General features: G+C 57.1%; 20 protein-coding genes. 15 read left to right on the forward strand and 5 right to left on the reverse strand.

The annotated features are described in order from the left end of the window. The first annotated feature begins 24 nt into the window (after positions 1-24). The 3 genes from RBB82_RS15780 to RBB82_RS15790 all read left to right on the forward strand — a co-directional run bounded on the left by RBB82_RS15780 (position 25) and on the right by RBB82_RS15790 (position 3,463). A complete protein-coding gene (locus RBB82_RS15780) occupies positions 25-576 on the forward strand; it encodes a DUF488 domain-containing protein (RefSeq protein ID WP_433971707.1) in 552 nt (183 codons plus the stop codon). 98 nt (positions 577-674) lie between these two features. Next, positions 675-1,082, forward strand: a complete 408-nt coding sequence (locus tag RBB82_RS15785) for a hypothetical protein (RefSeq protein WP_433971708.1) — start codon at positions 675-677, stop codon at positions 1,080-1,082. 101 nt (positions 1,083-1,183) lie between these two features. Continuing rightward, a complete protein-coding gene (locus RBB82_RS15790; RefSeq protein ID WP_433971709.1) occupies positions 1,184-3,463 on the forward strand; it encodes a TonB-dependent receptor in 2,280 nt (759 codons plus the stop codon). A gap of 39 nt (positions 3,464-3,502) precedes the next feature. Here RBB82_RS15790 and RBB82_RS15795 read toward each other — a convergent pair whose 3' ends face one another. After that, positions 3,503-4,483, reverse strand: coding sequence for a hypothetical protein (locus tag RBB82_RS15795; RefSeq protein ID WP_433971710.1), 981 nt, complete (start codon positions 4,481-4,483; stop codon positions 3,503-3,505). Between the two features lie 111 nt (positions 4,484-4,594). On the opposite strand from RBB82_RS15795, the gene moaD reads away from it, so the two are divergent. The 4 genes from moaD (at position 4,595) to RBB82_RS15815 (ending at position 7,419) form a co-directional block, all read left to right on the forward strand. Next, on the forward strand, positions 4,595-4,843 hold the full coding sequence (gene moaD, locus RBB82_RS15800) for a molybdopterin converting factor subunit 1 (RefSeq protein ID WP_433971711.1): 249 nt from the start codon (positions 4,595-4,597) through the stop codon (positions 4,841-4,843). 5 nt (positions 4,844-4,848) lie between these two features. After that, a complete protein-coding gene (locus RBB82_RS15805; protein ID WP_433971712.1) occupies positions 4,849-5,481 on the forward strand; it encodes a molybdenum cofactor biosynthesis protein MoaE in 633 nt (210 codons plus the stop codon). Beyond that, on the forward strand, positions 5,478-6,458 hold the full coding sequence (locus tag RBB82_RS15810) for a VWA domain-containing protein (RefSeq protein WP_433971713.1): 981 nt from the start codon (positions 5,478-5,480) through the stop codon (positions 6,456-6,458). Before RBB82_RS15805 ends, RBB82_RS15810 begins: the two co-directional genes overlap by 4 nt. Positions 6,459-6,531: 73 nt before the next feature. Further along, positions 6,532-7,419: a hypothetical protein gene (locus RBB82_RS15815; protein ID WP_433971714.1), complete on the forward strand. Its 888-nt coding sequence runs from the start codon at positions 6,532-6,534 to the stop codon at positions 7,417-7,419. Between the two features lie 2 nt (positions 7,420-7,421). Here RBB82_RS15815 and RBB82_RS15820 read toward each other — a convergent pair whose 3' ends face one another. Beyond that, the gene (locus RBB82_RS15820) at positions 7,422-7,697 is read right to left on the reverse strand and encodes a DUF4242 domain-containing protein (protein ID WP_433971715.1); all 276 of its coding nucleotides are present in this window, start codon (positions 7,695-7,697) and stop codon (positions 7,422-7,424) included. Between the two features lie 112 nt (positions 7,698-7,809). On the opposite strand from RBB82_RS15820, the gene RBB82_RS15825 reads away from it, so the two are divergent. The 3 genes from RBB82_RS15825 to RBB82_RS15835 all read left to right on the forward strand — a co-directional run bounded on the left by RBB82_RS15825 (position 7,810) and on the right by RBB82_RS15835 (position 9,528). Next, positions 7,810-8,691 (forward strand): inositol monophosphatase family protein, encoded by an 882-nt coding sequence (locus tag RBB82_RS15825; protein WP_433971716.1) that lies wholly within the window; start codon positions 7,810-7,812, stop codon positions 8,689-8,691. A 1-nt stretch (position 8,692) separates the two neighbouring features. Next, positions 8,693-9,130, forward strand: a complete 438-nt coding sequence (locus RBB82_RS15830) for an NUDIX domain-containing protein (protein ID WP_433971717.1) — start codon at positions 8,693-8,695, stop codon at positions 9,128-9,130. A gap of 137 nt (positions 9,131-9,267) precedes the next feature. After that, entirely contained in the window at positions 9,268-9,528 is a 261-nt protein-coding gene (locus tag RBB82_RS15835; protein WP_158943206.1) for a 4Fe-4S dicluster domain-containing protein, read from the forward strand. Between the two features lie 77 nt (positions 9,529-9,605). Here RBB82_RS15835 and RBB82_RS15840 read toward each other — a convergent pair whose 3' ends face one another. Further along, the gene (locus RBB82_RS15840; protein ID WP_433971718.1) at positions 9,606-9,965 is read right to left on the reverse strand and encodes a hypothetical protein; all 360 of its coding nucleotides are present in this window, start codon (positions 9,963-9,965) and stop codon (positions 9,606-9,608) included. Between the two features lie 171 nt (positions 9,966-10,136). Here RBB82_RS15840 and recO point away from each other — a divergent pair, with 171 nt between their 5' ends. Further along, on the forward strand, positions 10,137-10,874 hold the full coding sequence (recO, locus tag RBB82_RS15845; protein WP_433971719.1) for a DNA repair protein RecO: 738 nt from the start codon (positions 10,137-10,139) through the stop codon (positions 10,872-10,874). 257 nt (positions 10,875-11,131) lie between these two features. After that, positions 11,132-12,205: a hypothetical protein gene (locus RBB82_RS15850; protein WP_433971720.1), complete on the forward strand. Its 1,074-nt coding sequence runs from the start codon at positions 11,132-11,134 to the stop codon at positions 12,203-12,205. A gap of 91 nt (positions 12,206-12,296) precedes the next feature. Here RBB82_RS15850 and RBB82_RS15855 read toward each other — a convergent pair whose 3' ends face one another. Both RBB82_RS15855 and RBB82_RS15860 read right to left on the reverse strand, forming a co-directional pair. Beyond that, on the reverse strand, positions 12,297-12,653 hold the full coding sequence (locus RBB82_RS15855; protein WP_433971721.1) for a hypothetical protein: 357 nt from the start codon (positions 12,651-12,653) through the stop codon (positions 12,297-12,299). Positions 12,654-12,708: 55 nt separating this feature from the next. After that, positions 12,709-13,482: an SDR family oxidoreductase gene (locus RBB82_RS15860; RefSeq protein ID WP_433971722.1), complete on the reverse strand. Its 774-nt coding sequence runs from the start codon at positions 13,480-13,482 to the stop codon at positions 12,709-12,711. A gap of 99 nt (positions 13,483-13,581) precedes the next feature. On the opposite strand from RBB82_RS15860, the gene RBB82_RS15865 reads away from it, so the two are divergent. The 3 genes from RBB82_RS15865 to RBB82_RS15875 all read left to right on the forward strand — a co-directional run bounded on the left by RBB82_RS15865 (position 13,582) and on the right by RBB82_RS15875 (position 16,349). After that, entirely contained in the window at positions 13,582-14,022 is a 441-nt protein-coding gene (locus RBB82_RS15865) for a winged helix-turn-helix transcriptional regulator (protein ID WP_433971723.1), read from the forward strand. Positions 14,023-14,242: 220 nt separating this feature from the next. After that, a complete protein-coding gene (locus RBB82_RS15870; RefSeq protein ID WP_433971724.1) occupies positions 14,243-15,256 on the forward strand; it encodes a hypothetical protein in 1,014 nt (337 codons plus the stop codon). 112 nt (positions 15,257-15,368) lie between these two features. Then, positions 15,369-16,349, forward strand: a complete 981-nt coding sequence (locus tag RBB82_RS15875) for a glycine--tRNA ligase subunit alpha (protein ID WP_433971725.1) — start codon at positions 15,369-15,371, stop codon at positions 16,347-16,349. Positions 16,350-16,419: the final 70 nt, after the last annotated feature.

Here is a 16,419-nt window from a genome sequence, read left to right on the forward strand (position 1 = left end):
CTTTATTTTTGGCTGGTGACGGCGATGATGACGATTGGGCACTCGACTCTGGAGATTGAGGCGTTTGTGCGGGCGCTTCGGGAGAACGAGTGCTCGACTTTGGTCGATGTGAGGCGATATCCGGGATCGAAGAGGTATCCGCAGTTTGGGCAGGAGCGGTTGTTTGCTTCGGTGGTGAGTGCGGGGATACGTCCGGTGTGGCGGGTGGGGTTGGGCGGGCGCAGGGCAGCTCGGAAGGACAGCGTGAATACCGGATGGAGGAATGAGAGCTTTCGAGGGTATGCGGATTACATGCAGACGCCGGAGTTTAGTGCAGAGGTCGACTGGTTGATGGGGTTGCCGGAGCTGGATGCGACGGTGGTGATGTGTGCGGAGGCGGTGCCGTGGCGGTGTCACCGGTCGCTGATTGGTGATGCGGCGCTGGCGAGGGGTGAGGTGGTGGAAGATATCTTTGTGACGGCGGGTGGTGGGAGTTCGCGACGGGTGCATGAGATGACGGAGTTTGCGCGGGTGGACGGCGAGAGGGTTTGGTACCCCAGGGAATCGCATCCTGAAGCGACGTTGTTTGCAGAGTGAGTTGGGCAGATGCGCTGAACGTTCTGCGGTTTTACGGCAGTTCAATTTGCTGAGGTTTAGCTGCGCGTATCTTGTTGCACGATCGCTGTGACAAATTTGTGACAAAGCTTCGCTACAATAGCGGGGTGCGACGTCTTCTCAGCATCGTGTTGCTTTTCATCTTCAGCTTCCCGCTGATTTCGCCCGTCCTGGCCCTTACGGGTGGATCCGATGCGAATCTGCCGGCCTGCTGCAGACGCGGCGGCGCACATCACTGCATGCTGAAGATGCGGACTGCAGAGTCCACTGGATCGGAAGTGAGCCTCTCGGCTATTCCACCGCGGTGCCCGGCGTTTCCGGCGGCGGTTGCGCCGATCAAACATGGTGACCTGTCGTTCCATGCGGCATCGCTCATCTTCGCAGAGATCGTAAACCACCCCTCCGCTCGAACACAGACCGAGGCCCGCGCCCGCGTGGCTCTCGATCGTTCCCGTCAAAAGCGTGGTCCTCCCGTAGATCTTCTCTAGCCGAACGGCATTCGACTCTTCTCCGACTTCTGAAGCGAGATGGGTCGTACGCCTTCCTTCTATTGAAGTTCCAGCCCTGTCAGCTCTCTGACGAGGAAACCATGCGCAAGCTTGTACTACTTTGTCTCTGGTCCCTTCTTCTGGGTACCACTGCGGCCTATGCCACTATCTTCGGCCAGCTTCACGGAGTCGTTCACGACCCGCAACATCGTCCTATCGCCGGCGCTCGCGTCGTGCTGCAGGCTTCTACCTCTGCCTACACGCAAAGTACCGTCACCAATCAGGACGGATCTTTCACGCTTTCCTCGATCCCGCTGGGGGATTACGTTATTACCGTCTCGCAGTCTGGCTTCGCGAGCAGGAAAGAGACTCTTACGCTGGCTTCGGACACAGCGCCTGCGTTGCACTTTGAGCTGCAGGTTGGCACGGTGCAACAGTCTGTCTCGGTGGAGAATCCCGCTTATACGGCCAACGTCAATACTGTCACTCCTACTACGCTGGTCGATCGCGAGACGATTGCCCTGACGCCTGGTTCAGACCGCACCAACTCGCTTTCGATGATTACCGACTACACTCCCGGCGCCTATATCACCCACGACATGCTGCATATGCGCGGGGGACACCAGGTGAGTTGGCTGATTGATGGCGTGGAAGTGCCCAATACAAATATCGCGAGCAATCTGGCTGCACAGATCAGCCCAAAGGATATCGACTACATCGAGATTCAGCGTGGCAGCTATACGTCTGATATCGGCGACCGTACGTATGGGGTGTTCAATGTTGTGCCTCGTACTGGGTTCGAGCGGAATCGCCAGGCTGAGCTTATCGTCACGGCTGGTAATTTTTTCCAGACTGACGATCAGCTTAACTTTGGGGACCATACGGAGAAGTTCGCCTACTACGCCAGCCTGAATGGGAATCGCAGCGACTATGGACTTGCACCGCCGGTCGGTGAGGTTCTTCATGACGCTACGAACGGCTATGGTGGGTTTGCGTCCTTGATCTACAACGGAAGCGCGAAGGATCAGTTTCGGCTGATGACTCAACTGCGCAACGATTATTTTCAGATTCCGTATGATCCGGATCCGAACAGCTTCGGGAATCAGCAGTTCGATTCGAGTGGGTTACGTGATGGCCAGCATGAGAGCGATGCGATTGTGGCCTTCACGTGGCTCCGTACTTTCAATCCATCTACTGTGCTACAGGTGTCGCCATTCTACCACTACAACAAGGCCAACTATGAGTCGAACCCTAACGACACACCTGTAGCTACTACTGCGGATCGCTCTTCGACCTATGGTGGCGCGCAAGCTTCCATCACGACTGCGATTGCGCGTAATACGATTCAGGCTGGTCTGTACTCCTTCGGCCAACACGATAACTATCTCTTTGGCGCGATCTTCAACGACGACAGTGGCAATGCGAACTTCACTAAGCCCGACTCGGCGAGCGGTGGTGTGATCGAGGAGTACATCTCCGACAACTTCAAAGCCACTTCGTGGCTTACACTTATCGCGGGTTTGCGCGAGACGCGCTTCCAGGGCGAGTTTAGTGAGAATGCAACTGACCCACGGTTCGGCGTCGCGGTCCGCGTTCCGAAGTTGAACTGGGTGTTTCGTGCGTTTTATGGGCGTTATTATCAGCCTCCTCCGCTGCTGACTGCGGCGGGGCCGATTGTGCAGTTTGCAAATGACAACAACACCGACTTTGCTCCGCTTCACGGAGAGCGTGATGAAGAGCACCAGTTCGGAGTTCAGATTCCGCTTCGCGGCTGGGTGCTCGACGTCGATACGTTCAAGACTCGGGTTAATAACTTTCTTGACCACTCGAACGTCGGCAACTCCAGCATCTATTTTCCGGTGACGGTCGATGGTGCGCTGATTCGTGCGTGGGAGCTTAGTCTTCGCTCGCCGCGTCTGTGGCACTTTGGGCAGGCGCATCTTGCTTACTCGAACCAAATCGCGGAGCAGAGGGGAGCGATTACTGGTGGCCTGATCTGCGTGCCGATTACTTCGCCTGAGTGTGATGTTGACCCCGGCTACACGCCTGTCGACCACGATCAGCGCAATACTTTGAATGTGGGTTTCAATGCGACACTACCGTGGCAAGTGACTGCATCCACCAATGTCTACTACGGTTCTGGGTTTACGAATGGTAATCCTGATCCCGCGACGCCTTACCCGAATGCCTATCTGCCGCAGCATACGAGCGTCGATCTTTCGGTTGGCAAGAGCTTTGGTGAAAAGCTGACGGCCTCTGTGACCGCGACTAACTTGGCGAACTATCGCGTGCTGCTCGATAACAGCCTTACGTTTGGCGGGTTCCACTTCAATGATCCGCGCCAGATTTATGGCGAAGTGAAGTATCGATTCAAGTATTAGATTGCGACAAAAAGGGGGAAGGTGCTGGCGCCGATTGAGTTAATCGAGTTGCAGATCTTCGCCGGGAGCAGAGTTCAAATATTTGATTACTGCGCTTAGCAGGTTGGTTCGACGGAGTGCGGCTTGTGTGATCCATTCGATGTGCTGCCGGTTGGTTTCGGCGACGATTGTGGAGCCGATCAGTAAGTCTTCACTCTGATTTGCTCCGAGGGTTCGCGCAAGGTGGATGTATTGTGCGCGGGCCTCTTTGTCTTCGATGGTTAGAAAGCCGCGATGAATGCCCTCTGCTACGCATCGGTTTAACATCTGCTCGGCGGCTTGTTGCGCGGGGCGTAGATCCCACGGCTGCATGCAGGCTTTGCCTTCGACCTGCTCCGGTCTGCTGGTGATTTCGAGCGCGGCGCTGAGGTCGGGTTTGAGGAACTCGAAGGGTGTGAGGATGGGATCGATCTTGAGGATCCAACGAAGGACTCTGACGTCTTCGATGCGGATGATTCTTGGCCAGACGGCGTCCCACTTCCAAGTGCCTTCGGGTGACATGAGGAGGTCGCGCTCTTCGGTGGAGAGTGTCTGCCAGAGCTCGGGGCGGCGGGCGAGATCGAGGGTGCGGCGGCGACAGTCGCCTTGACGGCGCGGATCGATTTTGCCCATGCGGTGCAGATTTTCGTTGTCGGCGCGGGCGACCACGACGGCTTTGCAGAGGAGGATGTTTGCGAGGCGGATGCGATGCTCGCGGAGGTCGTTGATCTCGAGCGCTGATGGGGAGGAGAGGGAGAGGATGCTCTCTTTGTCGCGCGCGTTTTTTTTGTTGATGAGGATGGCGAGACCGATTGCCGCTGCGACGACTGCCATCAGGCAGATTGTGCCCCAGAGGCCGAGGTAGGTGAAGGTCCAGAGCAGATAGGCGATGTAGGACAGGAGAGCGAAGGCACCGAGCAGATTGCTCAAAGCACGTTTGTCTCGCGTGGCACGGCGAACTGCCAGCGATAGATTTCGCCAGAAGAGTTCGGAGTGGTTCATTGGATGGGCAATTTTAGCCTATTTTTTTGTGGCTGTCGAACGAATAAAGCTGTGATTGCTGCGAAATCTGGTGCGATGGCTGTTGGGACGGTCGTCAGATATGCTCTTTGAATGCGTGTTCGTGTGCTGTACTTTGGTGTGCTGCGGGAGAGGCTGGGGGGCGACCAGGAGTTTCTTGAACTAATAGATTCGGCTACCGTTGCGGGCGTTTTGAACGTCTACAAGGAGCGCGTGCCGGGGTTTGCCTGGGATTCGATCGCTGTAGCGGTGAACCAGGAGTATGCGCGGGCGGAGGTTGCGTTGCGCGATGGCGATGAAGTGGCGCTGCTGCCGCCGGTGAGTGGCGGGATTGAGGGCTAGGAACGATGCGGATTGAGATTACAGATGATGTGATTCCGGCGGAGGAGATTGTGCTGGAGAGCAAGGCGGGCGCCGATGGAGCGGTGTGCGTCTTCGACGGGATTGTTCGGGATAATACGCGGGGGCGGAAGACGCTTTACCTCGACTATGAGGCTTATCGGGAGATGGCGCTCGGGAAGATGCGGGCGCTTGCGGAGGAGTCGCTGGAGAAGTTCGGAGTCCGGGATGTGGCGTTGGTGCATCGGCTGGGACGGCTGCATGTGGGGGAGACGAGTGTGCTGATTGTGGTGGCTTCGGCGCATCGCGGGGCGGCGTTCGATGCTTGTCGATGGCTGATTGATACGTTGAAGACGACGGTGCCGATATGGAAGAAAGAGCAGTTTGAGGATGGGGCAATTTGGGCGGATGGAGAGCCGTTCCCGAGCGAGATTGGTCTGGCGAAAGATGCTGAGGCTAAGGCGCAATCGGCGGACGGGGAGCCATTTTCTCAAGCCGCCGGTTTAGTGGGTGGGCGCGGGGAGGAGAGTGGTCGTCCTTCGGACGAGGCTCACATTTCGGAATCGAGATATGGGGCACCCGGTGATGAGCCGGCGGGGCAGCAGGTCAGCGGAGTTGTGCGTGATGGGGGAGTGCGGTGAAGTTGCTTGTTGGGGCTCTGGCTGGATTGTTGATGGTGCATGGGGAGTTGCTTTCGCAGGCGCCGATAGTGAGGAGGCCACCACCGCAGGCTGGGGCACAGGCTCCGCAGAGCAACGAAGATCAGGTGCCGACGATCAAGGTTGAGACGCGGCTGGTGAATGTGGCGTTGAACGTGGTCGATGCGAAGGGTTCGCCGGTGGGTGGGTTGGGGCGGGATGACTTTGAGATTCTGGAGGATGGGAAGCCGCAGAAGATTGCTGTGTTTGAGAAGGAGTCGTCGACGCCGCTGTCGATTGTGTTGGCGATCGATGCCAGCGAGAGCGTGATGACGAGTGAACGGCTGGAGAAGGAGGCGGCGAAGCACTTCGTGAATGCGCTGCTGAGGGAGCAGGACGAGCTTGATTTGATGGAGTTCTCTGAGGTGGTGCGTGAGGTTGTGCCGTTTACAAATCAGAAGAAGCGGATTGAGAGCGGGTTGAGTGAGATTCATACGGGAGCGGCGACGGCGTTGTATGACGCGATCTATCTGGCGTCGCAGAAGCTGGATGGGACGTCGTTGGCGAATGGGCGACGGCGGGTGGTGGTGCTGATTACCGACGGTGGAGATACGGTGAAGGGGGCGCGGTATACGCAGGCGCTCGAACAGGCGCAGAGGGCGGGTGCGATGGTGTACTCGATCATCATTGTGCCGATCTATGCCGATGCGGGGCGGAATACCGGTGGGGAGCATGCTCTGATTCAGTTGGCCAACGATACCGGGGGGAAGTACTACTACGTTGTGGATCCTAAGGATCTGGAGCCGGCGTTTGCGCATGTGTCGGACGATCTGAGGACGCAGTATTTGTTGGGGTACTATGCGCCGAACCGAGGGGCGGATACTTCATTTCGGTCGATTAAAGTGCGGATGTTGGATACCGAGCTGCAAGGCAAGTATCAACTGCAGTATCGGAAGGGGTATTACGCGGATGCGCATTAGGAACAGTGTGCTTGTACGTGTGGTTGGGTGTTTGATTGCACTATTGACGGTGCCAGTTGCTCATGCGGCTGAGATGAGAGATTTTGCCGGGACTTGGGCGAGGCGGTTAGGAGCGCGCAACATATTCGTGCTGCGTTTGGTGCAGGATGGCGAGAGTATGAGCGGAAGTTGGGAGCGTCCGGCAAAGTTTTCAAATAACGGTTATGGGTTTGCAAATATCCGCGGGGGCGTGCGGAAGGACAAGGTGTCTCACCTTCGGATGGTTGATGGGGCTTTGCACTTTACCGTTCAGAACGCCAACGACCCGAAGGACGTGGACGCATATGTGATGCGGGTGGATGGGGCTCGGGCAATGGTGATGTTTGACGATCTTCCTGCGGACGATGCAGAGGAGCCTGATGTGTTTGAACGAGTCAAAGTTGGAGCGACGGTGGCGCTGGATTGGGAGCCCAACCGGCTTTATACCGCACACGACTCCGATGTCTCGAACGCGGAGATGGAGGCGATCTATAAAGAGGATCAACGCGTTCGGTCGGTAGAGAATATCGATTGGGCGATGGTGAACAAGACTGATGCAGAGCGCCAAGAGCAGACACGCAGGCTGCTGGCCATCGGTTCGCTGCACACTGGTAAAGACTTCGAAGAGGCTGCGTTTGTGTTCCAGCACGCAGATACTGCTAACGATTATCTGCTGGCTCATACCCTGGCGATTGTGGCTGTGTCGAAGGGAGATGCGACCGCCGTCTTCATCGCTGCGGCTACCCTGGATCGGTATCTCTGGAAGGTGGGTCAAAAGCAAGTGTTTGGGACGCAGTACTCTGGCGATGCGAAACATGAATTCACGCAGGAGCCCTACGATCGTGAGTTAGTGTCGGATGCGCTGCGTGAGCAACTAGGAGTAGCTTCGCAGGCCTCGCAACTGATGCAACTGAAAGCATATCAATCACAATCGCAAAAATGAGATCAGGCGTCGGCGTAGTTGCGATCGACGACGGAGTGGATTTGGGTGATTACGTTGGCGGGGAAGCCGCCCTCGAAGGCGTGGCGGCGGATGACCTCTTCGTCGGGCGCGATGTAGATGCAGTAGATCTTGTCGGAGGTGACGAAGGAGGTGAGCCACTGAACTTCGGTGTCGATGCCTCGGAGGGTGCGGCATGAGCTTTCGGAGATGGCGGTGAGTTGCTCGGGTGTGAAGTTGCCAGCGCCGGGGATATCGCGTTCGATCAGAAATTTAGGCATTGACTGACCTCAAAGGATGAGTTTGACGAGCGGAGTTTCGAGCGGGCTTGGTGGTCGCAGGATACTCTGAAGGAACGATAGCATTGGACGAGTGTTGAAGGGGAGGTTTGGGATGGGGATGGTGAAGAAGTTCGACTTTGCGCATGTGGCCGAAGGGATTGCACGGCAGGCTGGGGCGTTGCTGCGTGAGTTCTATGCGAAGGGTGTGGCGACTGAGTATAAGGGTGACGTCGATCTGGTGACGGAAGCCGATCGCGCGAGTGAGAAGTTGATTGTGGAGAAGCTGAAGGCTGCGTTTCCGTCGCATGGGGTGTATGGCGAAGAGGGGACGCGGAGTGGGTTGGAGAGCGAGTATCGGTGGTATGTCGATCCGCTAGATGGAACGACGAACTTTGCACATGGATTTCCGGCGTTTTGCGTGGTGTTGGGATTGGAGAAGCGCGCGCCTGGGTTGGCTGCGGATCAGGACGGAGAGATGGTCGCCGGGGTGATCTACGATCCGCTGCGGGATGAGATGTTTTCGGTGGAGCGAGGGAAGGGTGCGTGGCTGAATCAGACGAAGATCGCGGTGTCGAAGATTGCTACGGTGCAGGAGTCGCTGACGGCGACGGGGTTTCCGAGCAGGAAGCGGCATGAGAACCCGAATGTGCATTTTTATAACGAAATTACACTGCGGTCGCATGGGGTGAGGCGGGCGGGGAGTGCGGCGTTGGATATGGCTTATGTGGCTTGTGGGAGGTTGGATGGGTTCTGGGAGTTCAATCTGAATCCGTGGGATACTTCGGCGGGATATTTGTTGGTCGAAGAGGCTGGCGGGACGGTGACTCACTTTGACGGCGGGAAGTTTACGCTGGATAGCCGTGAGACTTTGGCTACAAATGGATTGATTGAGAAGGAGATTGTGCACCTGTTTACGGAGATGTTTGCTGGGCGGGGGCTGGGGGAGATTCCTACGCCGGCGGAGTTTGCGGCGAAACGGTTGGCGGCGAAGTAGAGTGCGGAAGAGGCGGACGGCGCGGGTGATGCTGTTCGATGAGACGGGCGCGATTTTGCTGATTCGTTTTGTGGTGCCGCGAGACGATGGTGAGTTTGTTTTTTGGGCTTTGCCGGGTGGGGAGATCGAAGTTGACGAGACAGAGGTTGAGGCTGCCGCGCGTGAGGTGAAGGAGGAGCTTGGGCTGGAGTTGATGGTGACCGGGCCGGTCTATTGCGACAGCAACCAGTTTTTGCATCAGGGCGAGATGCAGGACAATGTTGATTTTCTCTTCAAGGCGAAGTGTGCGCGTGATGCTCCTCAACTGATGGGAGTTACGGCCGATGAAAAGGAGATCATGAAAGAGATTCGGTGGTGGAGCGAGAGGGAGATCGAGCAGTCGCAGGAGAGGATCTTTCCCGTGAACCTGGCGGAGCGCATAAGAGAGCAGATTGGCTGAAATGCGTGGAATAAGGCCTGAATGGGTCGTATTTGCAGTGGGTGAGGAGTTGCGGTTGAGAGCGGTTGTGCTGCTAGAATCGAAGTACGTGCTCAATTTTGCGCAGCGACTTTAGATGTATAAGGGAGATTTTTGAGATGGCTTATGTGATTGCGGAACCGTGCATCGGGACGAAGGATTCGGCTTGCGTAGATGCCTGCCCGGTGGATTGTATCCATCCGAAGAAGGATGAGAACGGGTATAGCGATGCCGTGCAGTTGTTTATCGATCCGGTCGAGTGCATCGACTGCGGCGCGTGTGTGCCGGTTTGTCCGGTTTCGGCGATCTATGCCGGTGACGACCTGCCGGAGAAGTGGGCGGAGTATCAGACGAAGAATGCGGCTCACTTCGGGCGGTAGGTTTTTTGATCTTCAATAAAATGCGCAGCCTGTGGGCTGCGCATTTTTATTTTTCGTGTGGCTTCGCCGCTGTGTTTTTATTTTGTGATGGTGTCGATGACAAGGCCGTGCGAGCCATTTCTTACGTAGTCCTTGCCTGTGACCGTGACGTGTTCGCCTGCGAAGGGAAGTAGCTTCGGATTTTGAGAGGCCGAGGGCGTGTTGCTGTCGATCGGCATGAAGATGGTTCCGTCATCCTGCAAGATGACGAGAGGCGAGCCGTTCTTGGCACAGCCTTTTGCGCAGGCTACTCCGATGGGCTTGTCGAGATTTTTGGTGTAGGCGCATGCCGAGTCGATGACCCAGCCTTTTACCGTCACTGTCGCGCCACGGTCTTCGGCCGTAGCCAGCAATGATGCCGTCAATATGGCTCCAGCTAAGAGTGCATGTATCTTCATCACGTTCCTCCAGAGTTAGGTAGTTCGTTGAGAGCTGTCGGCTTGCCGGGGCAATCTTACATGTTTTCTTATTGGAGCGCACTGCGAAAGAGCCGGATGATTCTGCGTCTTCAACGCTGGGTGGGAAGATGTGCCTGCATCGACTGGAGCAGAAGGGATAGTCTGAGAGGGATGATTGAGCGTCAGGGTGAGGCGATTGTTTTGCGCGTGTGGCCGTTCCAGGAGGCGGACCTGCTGGTGAGCCTGTTTACGCGGGAGCAGGGACGCATCAAGGGAGTGGCTCGTCATGCGATGCGGTCGCGGCGCAGGTTTGGCGGGGCGCTGGAGCCGATGACCTATGTGAAGGCGAGTTATGCCGAGAGGCCGAAGCAGGAGTTGATGCGGCTGGATGCGTTTGAGATTTTGAGTTCGCCGCTGTCGCGGCCGATTGACTATGCGCGGACGGCGGCGCTGCAGTTGGTGGCGGAGGTGGTGGAGGAGGCGCTGCCGGAGCTGGCCCCCGAGGATGCTGTTTTTCGGCTGGTGTTGGCGGTGCTGGAGGAGATACAGGTGGGACGGGTGTGGTTGCCGGTGACGTACTTTGCGCTTTGGATGAATCGGCTGATGGGGTGGATGCCGGAGCTGGGGCACTGCGTGGTGTGTGGGCTCGATCTGCGCGGAGGGACGGTGTGGTATTCGGCGACGAGCGATGGCGTGACGTGTTGGGATGACCGGAGGCCGGGGAGTGTGGCGCTGTCGGCTGCGTCGGTGGGGGAGGCGGTAAGGATCTTTCGCGGGAGTGTTGGGGAGTTGGCGAAGGAGGAATGGCCGAAGACGCGTGCGGCGGATCTGCGGAGGTTTGCAGTGGAGATGCTGGAGCGGCATCTGGAGCGGCGATTGGCGAGTGCTCGGGCTTTGGGGAGAGTCTGAAACGCATCTTTTCGGGAGATTCCGATAAAGAGTATGAGACCGATCGGGGACGATGCCTTAGGTGGGTTGTTCGAAATTTCAGGTACAACCGGAGGTTCGCGCTGGGCGCGAATGCCCAGATCTCAGAATCGAGATATGGGCACCCAACTTGCATCTCAAGATTTGGGTATGGGCACCCCGCACCACTTTGATGAAGGTTAGTCAACCTTTTGGTGGATGTTTTTGTGCGCTGTGAGTGGGGTAGACTTGGGCTCCTCATGGGCACAACCAAACTTACTGTCTCGAATACGTCTCGGCGTTCGCTTGAGGTGTCGCTCGCTGCTCTGATTGCTGTTAGCGCGTTGCTGATCTTCTGGAGTCAGCAACGGTATCCGGCGCTGCTGAAGAAGCTGCATGCGGGAACGGCGATTAAGGTGGCGGGGCCGATCTCGTTTGACGCGCTGCTGAAGGTGACGCCGGCGATGCCGGTGTCGACGAGGGTGGCGCGCACGGGCATGAACTGGTTGTATACGAACCGCTTTGGAATGTACTTTGCGCTGCCGTTTGGCGCGGCGATGATGACGTTGCTGGCGGGTGTTGGTGCTCCGAAGCGGTTTTCTTCGGCGGCGGGGAATGTGCTCTGCGGTGCGGTGGCGGGTGCGCCGATGGGAGTGTGTACGAACTGCGCTACGCCGGTGGCTCAGAGTCTGCTGGTGGCGGGAGCGAGTACGCGGCTTACGGTTGCAGCGATGATTAGTTCGCCGAGCTTCAATCCCGTGGTGGTGGCGATGGCGTTTGTGCTGTTTCCGCTGCCATTGGCAGCAATGCGCGTTGCGGTTCCGGCGCTGCTGCTGATTGCTCTTCCGTTTCTGGTGCCAGAGAACCAGCGAGTTGTGAAGGCCATTGGTGTTCCGGTGGCGACTGAGGCTTTGGGGGCGCGGCTGGTTGCGTTTTGCAAGACTTATCTGCGGAATTTGCTGCGACTCACGTTGCTTACGCTGCCTTGGATGTTGTTGGCGGCTGTGCTTGGGGCACTTGCGGCGGAGACGATTCCGGCTTATGGGACGCATGTGCCGGTTTCTGTCATTGGGATTGTGCTGGTTGCGATTCTTGGGACGCTGCTGCCTGTGCCGATGGCGCTCGATGTGGCGCTGGCCTATGTGCTCTATCACGCGGGTGTGCCGGTCGCATATGTTGCGGTGTTGTTGTGTACGCTGGGGCCGGTGAGTGTTTATTCGCTGAGTGCGTTGGGGAAAGAGTTGGGATGGCGGACGAGTTTGCGGCTTGGTGGAGCCGTTGCGTTGTTGGGGTGTGTGGTTGGGTTTGTGATGATGCGGCTCCCGACCCTCTAACCGCTGAGCAGGAGAGTGCGGTTCGCTTCGCGAATAACCCACCCTTTGCGATGAGACTGCAAAGGATGGGCCACCCGGCGGGGTACTTGTCTCAGGCGTTCTCGCAGATGGATCGGATCGCATCGGCGTGTTCCAAGGGGTTGGAAGCGAGCTCGAAACAGACCGATACGTGTCCGTCGGAGAGATTCATTATCAGTTGGTGGAAGTTTCCGTAACCTACCAGCACGAATCGTGAGCCTCCGCAGTCCAGGTTGCCGCGCTGGCGAGCCAGGGTGAGCAGCGTTGGGTTTACGAACAACTCTTCGTAGCGATCCGACTCCGAGGCGGAGGCTGCTCCAGCTACTGCACGTTGGTGAGAGGTCAGTTCACCACCTCGGTAGAGTGCTACGTATCGCACGGATGGTGACAGAGCGAAGATCCGATTCGTTACGTCGTGATGAGAGTTCATTCGCCAATCTTATCGATCTTTCCCTTTTTTCAACTGCGTTCTCGTCGGCGCTGGTTTAGTGGTTGGCGGACATGGCGTCGTTGAACTGGTTGAAGAACGCGGTGTGTTTCTCCAGGCCGTTTTGTTCGGAGAAGCGGAGAGGCTTTACTCGTTCGACGAGGATCTCGGTGGCGTCGGGTTGAGTTTTGAGGAGGTTGATGGTTTCGTTGAGATAGTCGGCGAGGGGCATGGCGCGGGGATCTGAGGCTTGCTGGCTGCCCATGAGTTCGGTCTGGACGTAGGGTGGGACCAGCTCGATGACTTGTACTTTGGTGCTCTTAAGTTGATAGCGGAGCGCCTGGGTGTAGGAGTGGATGGCGGCCTTTGTGGCGTTGTATGTGGGCGTCATCGCGAGGGGGACAAAAGCGAGGCCTGAGGTGACGTTGAGGATGGCTGCGTGGGGCTGCTTTTCAAGGTGCGGAAGTAGAGCGGCAGTGAGGCGGATGGGGCCGAGCAGGTTGGTGGTGATGATGGCTTCGGCGTCGGCGAGGCCTTCGGGCTGCGCGAGGAGGTTTTCGGGGCGCATGATGCCGGCGTTGTGGATGACGGCGTTGAGGGCAGGGAAGTCGGCGATGAGTTTGGTGGCGAAGGCGCGGATACTGGCGGCGTTTTCTATGTCGAGGACGGCGGAGGACATGCCGGGATTGGCTGCGACGGTCTTGTCAAGGACCTGCTTGCGGCGGCCGGCGATGATGACGTGATTGCCTAATTTGTGGAAGGCTTCTGCTAGGCCGCGGCCGATGCCGGAACCGCCGCCGGTGATGAGGATTGTGTTTCCAGTGGTGTTCATGGTGGTTGTTTCTCCTGAATTAATAGTAGGATCGTTTGTATCTATTGGGAAGTAGGCACCTAAAATATTTATACTTACCTAAAAGAGAGTGATTAATTTATGGGAAAAGCTAAGGTTTCGATTCAATCTGCAGTGAAAAAGACTGCAGCGATAGGAAATCCAGCGTATCCGGCAGAGAATGATCCAAAGGTGGAAGCGCTGGTGCGAGAGATCATCGCACGCGTTGCGGATAAATGGACGATGCTCGTGTTGGAGGTGCTGGAGGAGCATGGTGTGGTGCGGTTTACGCGGCTTGGGGAACTGGTGGGAGGGGTGAGCCAGAAGATGCTGACCAAGACAGTGCGGCAGATGGAGAGGGATGGGTTGGTGACGCGGACGGTGCATCCGGTGATTCCGCCTAGAGTGGAGTATCAGTTGACGGAGCTGGGTTCGAGCCTGGGGGAGGCGTTTTGTGGGGTCTGGGTTTGGGCAGAGACGCATGGCGAGGAGATCGAACGGGCCAGGGTGGCTTTTGAGAAGAATGGGAATCCGGTTATATGAATCCGTTTTGAAGAGCGTGTTCAGGATTGGATACGGCAATGGCCGATGCGGCGGACAGAGTGAAGAATGTTTGTCGTGCATTTTGAGAGGCCAGAAGCTGGCCGGCGGGTAGTTGTGCGAGCTTCGTTTCTGGCATACTTTCGGGATGGCGGCCTTTCGGGGTTCCGGACTGGGTCTTCGCGCAAGTTGGATTGCGAATCTACTTCTTTGCTTGCTCGGGTTGTCACTGGGAATCGATGAGGTAGCGCTCGCCAGGCAGGAGGAGCAGTCTGTAAAGACGCTGCATGTTTATACAGATACGATCCAGATTCCGGTGCTTGTGTTGAGCCCCCAACACGAGACGGTTCTGCCAATTGCTCCGGACAGGTTCAATATCTCGATCGACGGCGGCCCGAAGTTTCGGGCAAAACATGTTCGCCTTGAGGGAGACGATCCGGTTTCGCTCTCGATATTGTTCGATGTGAGTGGGGATGAGTCAGCACTGATGTCCAAGGTGAGCGGCGCGATTGCAGGGCTTGCTCCACTTTCGTTGCGACCGCAGGATCGGGTGTCGATTTATGCATTGGACTGCGCCCTTGTTCGATCTTTGAACGACGTTCCCGCTGAACCGACACGGTTGCAGGTGGGGGTGAACGCGGCGTTGGAGACTTGGATCAACCGAGTTAAGGCAGGGCGCAAGTCGACATGCAAGCAGAAGATACACCTGTGGGATGCGTTGGCGGTTGTTATCAGGCACATGTCGCAGTCGCGCGGTCGACGAGTGATTCTGGCAATGACGAGCGGGGTCGACCAAGGAAGCGTGAATAACTGGAACAGAGTTCGCTTGTTTGCCGAGGAGTCGGGAGTAGCGATCTTCGGTTTGCGAGCTGGATACGATGTCTTTGTGCCGAACGCCTTTCAGCGTCTCGACGTTGAGAATGCGCTCAGCTCTTTGTGCGAACTGACGGGCGGCCTTATATTTTCGGCTACCCCAAAGACTGTGACGAAGGAGCTGGAGTGGTTCACTGAGATTGTTCGTGGGCGCTATATCGTGGAGTTTCCACGCCCGCTTCACGGAGCGATTGGACCACACGATCTGCTGGTGTCAGTTGACAAGAGCAATGCGTTTGTTCGATCGGCAGGTGTTTCGGTGCCGATCGTTGATCCGGCCACGCTGGCGGATCCGACGACCGTTCTGCCGGACCCGTCGCTGACGCCTGAGGTTGGGAAACATCGTGTTATAACGCCGCATTGATGCCGGTCAAAGAATGTGGCGGCGGTGGGAGAAGCCTCTGCTGCGCGCGGATCAGCCATGCGGTGGCTGAACAGTTAGAATCAGAAGATTGCCTCGTGTTGAAGAGAGAGATATGACTGGATCGGTTTCTGGGGTTTTGGAGAAGAAGAAAGCGCTGACTTTTCAGGAGCTATTGTTTACGCTGCAGCGTTTTTGGGCGGACCGTGGGTGCGTGTTGCAGCAGCCTTACGACGTTGAGGTTGGGGCGGGGACGATGTCTCCGGATACGTTTTTGCGGGTGTTGGGGCCGAAGCCGGTGAGGATCGCTTATGCGCAGCCTTCGCGGAGGCCAGCGGATGGGCGGTATGGAGAGAATCCGAATCGGCTGTTTCGGCATACGCAGCTGCAAGTGATTTTGAAGCCGCCACCGGTGAGGATTCAGGAGATGTACCTTGAGTCGCTTGCGGCGATCGGGATCGATCTTCGCGAGCACGATATCAAGTTCGAAGAGGACAACTGGGAGTGGCCGGTGGGTGGCGCTTGGGGCGTCGGCTGGCAGGTGATGCTGGATGGGCTGGAGATTACTCAGTTCACTTACTTTCAGCAGTGCGGGGGAATGGATCTCGACCCGATCTGCGGAGAGATTACCTATGGACTGGAACGGATCGCTGGATTTTTGCAGGATGTGGATTCGATCTATGACATTGTGTGGGCGGTGGAACCCGATACCGGCCGCAAGGTGACGTATGGCGAGATGCGGTTGGCGGAAGAGGAGCAGTTTTCGGCTTACAGCTTCGACTATGCGGATGTGTCGAAGCTCTGGGAGCATTTGAATTTGTATGAGGCGGAGTGCCTGGGGCTGCTGTCGCAGGTGAAGGATTTTGGCGAGATGGACGGGCTGAAGTTGAAGCGCTTTCCGGTTTTGGGGGCGTATGAACTGGCGCTGAAGTGCTCGCATCTATTCAATTTGCTGGATGCTCGTGGAGCGATCTCGGTGACGGAGCGGGTTGGCGTGATGGCGCGGATTCGGACGCTGGTCGTGGGAGTGGCAAAGGCGTATGCGGCGCAGGGTGAGGCGTTGTTGGGCGCGGAGACTTGTGCTGTGGCGGGTTGACGAATTTCATCCCACCCATCGCAGAAGCGCGATGGATGGGGCACCCGGGCTTTTTGTGTATGAACTAGAG

The organism is Tunturiibacter lichenicola (assembly GCF_051013355.1).
Classification (GTDB): domain Bacteria; phylum Acidobacteriota; class Terriglobia; order Terriglobales; family Acidobacteriaceae; genus Edaphobacter; species Edaphobacter lichenicola_F.

Coding starts and splice junctions, on each gene's coding strand:
- RBB82_RS15780 (WP_433971707.1), top strand. CDS start 25: ATGATGACGATTGGGCACTCGACTCTGGAGATTGAGGCGTTTGTGCGG.
- RBB82_RS15790 (WP_433971709.1), top strand. CDS start 1,184: ATGCGCAAGCTTGTACTACTTTGTCTCTGGTCCCTTCTTCTGGGTACC.
- RBB82_RS15795 (WP_433971710.1), bottom strand. CDS start 4,483: ATGAACCACTCCGAACTCTTCTGGCGAAATCTATCGCTGGCAGTTCGC.
- moaD (WP_433971711.1), top strand. CDS start 4,595: ATGCGTGTTCGTGTGCTGTACTTTGGTGTGCTGCGGGAGAGGCTGGGG.
- RBB82_RS15805 (WP_433971712.1), top strand. CDS start 4,849: ATGCGGATTGAGATTACAGATGATGTGATTCCGGCGGAGGAGATTGTG.
- RBB82_RS15815 (WP_433971714.1), top strand. CDS start 6,532: ATGAGAGATTTTGCCGGGACTTGGGCGAGGCGGTTAGGAGCGCGCAAC.
- RBB82_RS15820 (WP_433971715.1), bottom strand. CDS start 7,697: ATGCCTAAATTTCTGATCGAACGCGATATCCCCGGCGCTGGCAACTTC.
- RBB82_RS15825 (WP_433971716.1), top strand. CDS start 7,810: ATGGGGATGGTGAAGAAGTTCGACTTTGCGCATGTGGCCGAAGGGATT.
- RBB82_RS15835 (WP_158943206.1), top strand. CDS start 9,268: ATGGCTTATGTGATTGCGGAACCGTGCATCGGGACGAAGGATTCGGCT.
- RBB82_RS15840 (WP_433971718.1), bottom strand. CDS start 9,965: ATGAAGATACATGCACTCTTAGCTGGAGCCATATTGACGGCATCATTG.
- recO (WP_433971719.1), top strand. CDS start 10,137: ATGATTGAGCGTCAGGGTGAGGCGATTGTTTTGCGCGTGTGGCCGTTC.
- RBB82_RS15850 (WP_433971720.1), top strand. CDS start 11,132: ATGGGCACAACCAAACTTACTGTCTCGAATACGTCTCGGCGTTCGCTT.
- RBB82_RS15855 (WP_433971721.1), bottom strand. CDS start 12,653: ATGAACTCTCATCACGACGTAACGAATCGGATCTTCGCTCTGTCACCA.
- RBB82_RS15860 (WP_433971722.1), bottom strand. CDS start 13,482: ATGAACACCACTGGAAACACAATCCTCATCACCGGCGGCGGTTCCGGC.
- RBB82_RS15865 (WP_433971723.1), top strand. CDS start 13,582: ATGGGAAAAGCTAAGGTTTCGATTCAATCTGCAGTGAAAAAGACTGCA.
- RBB82_RS15875 (WP_433971725.1), top strand. CDS start 15,369: ATGACTGGATCGGTTTCTGGGGTTTTGGAGAAGAAGAAAGCGCTGACT.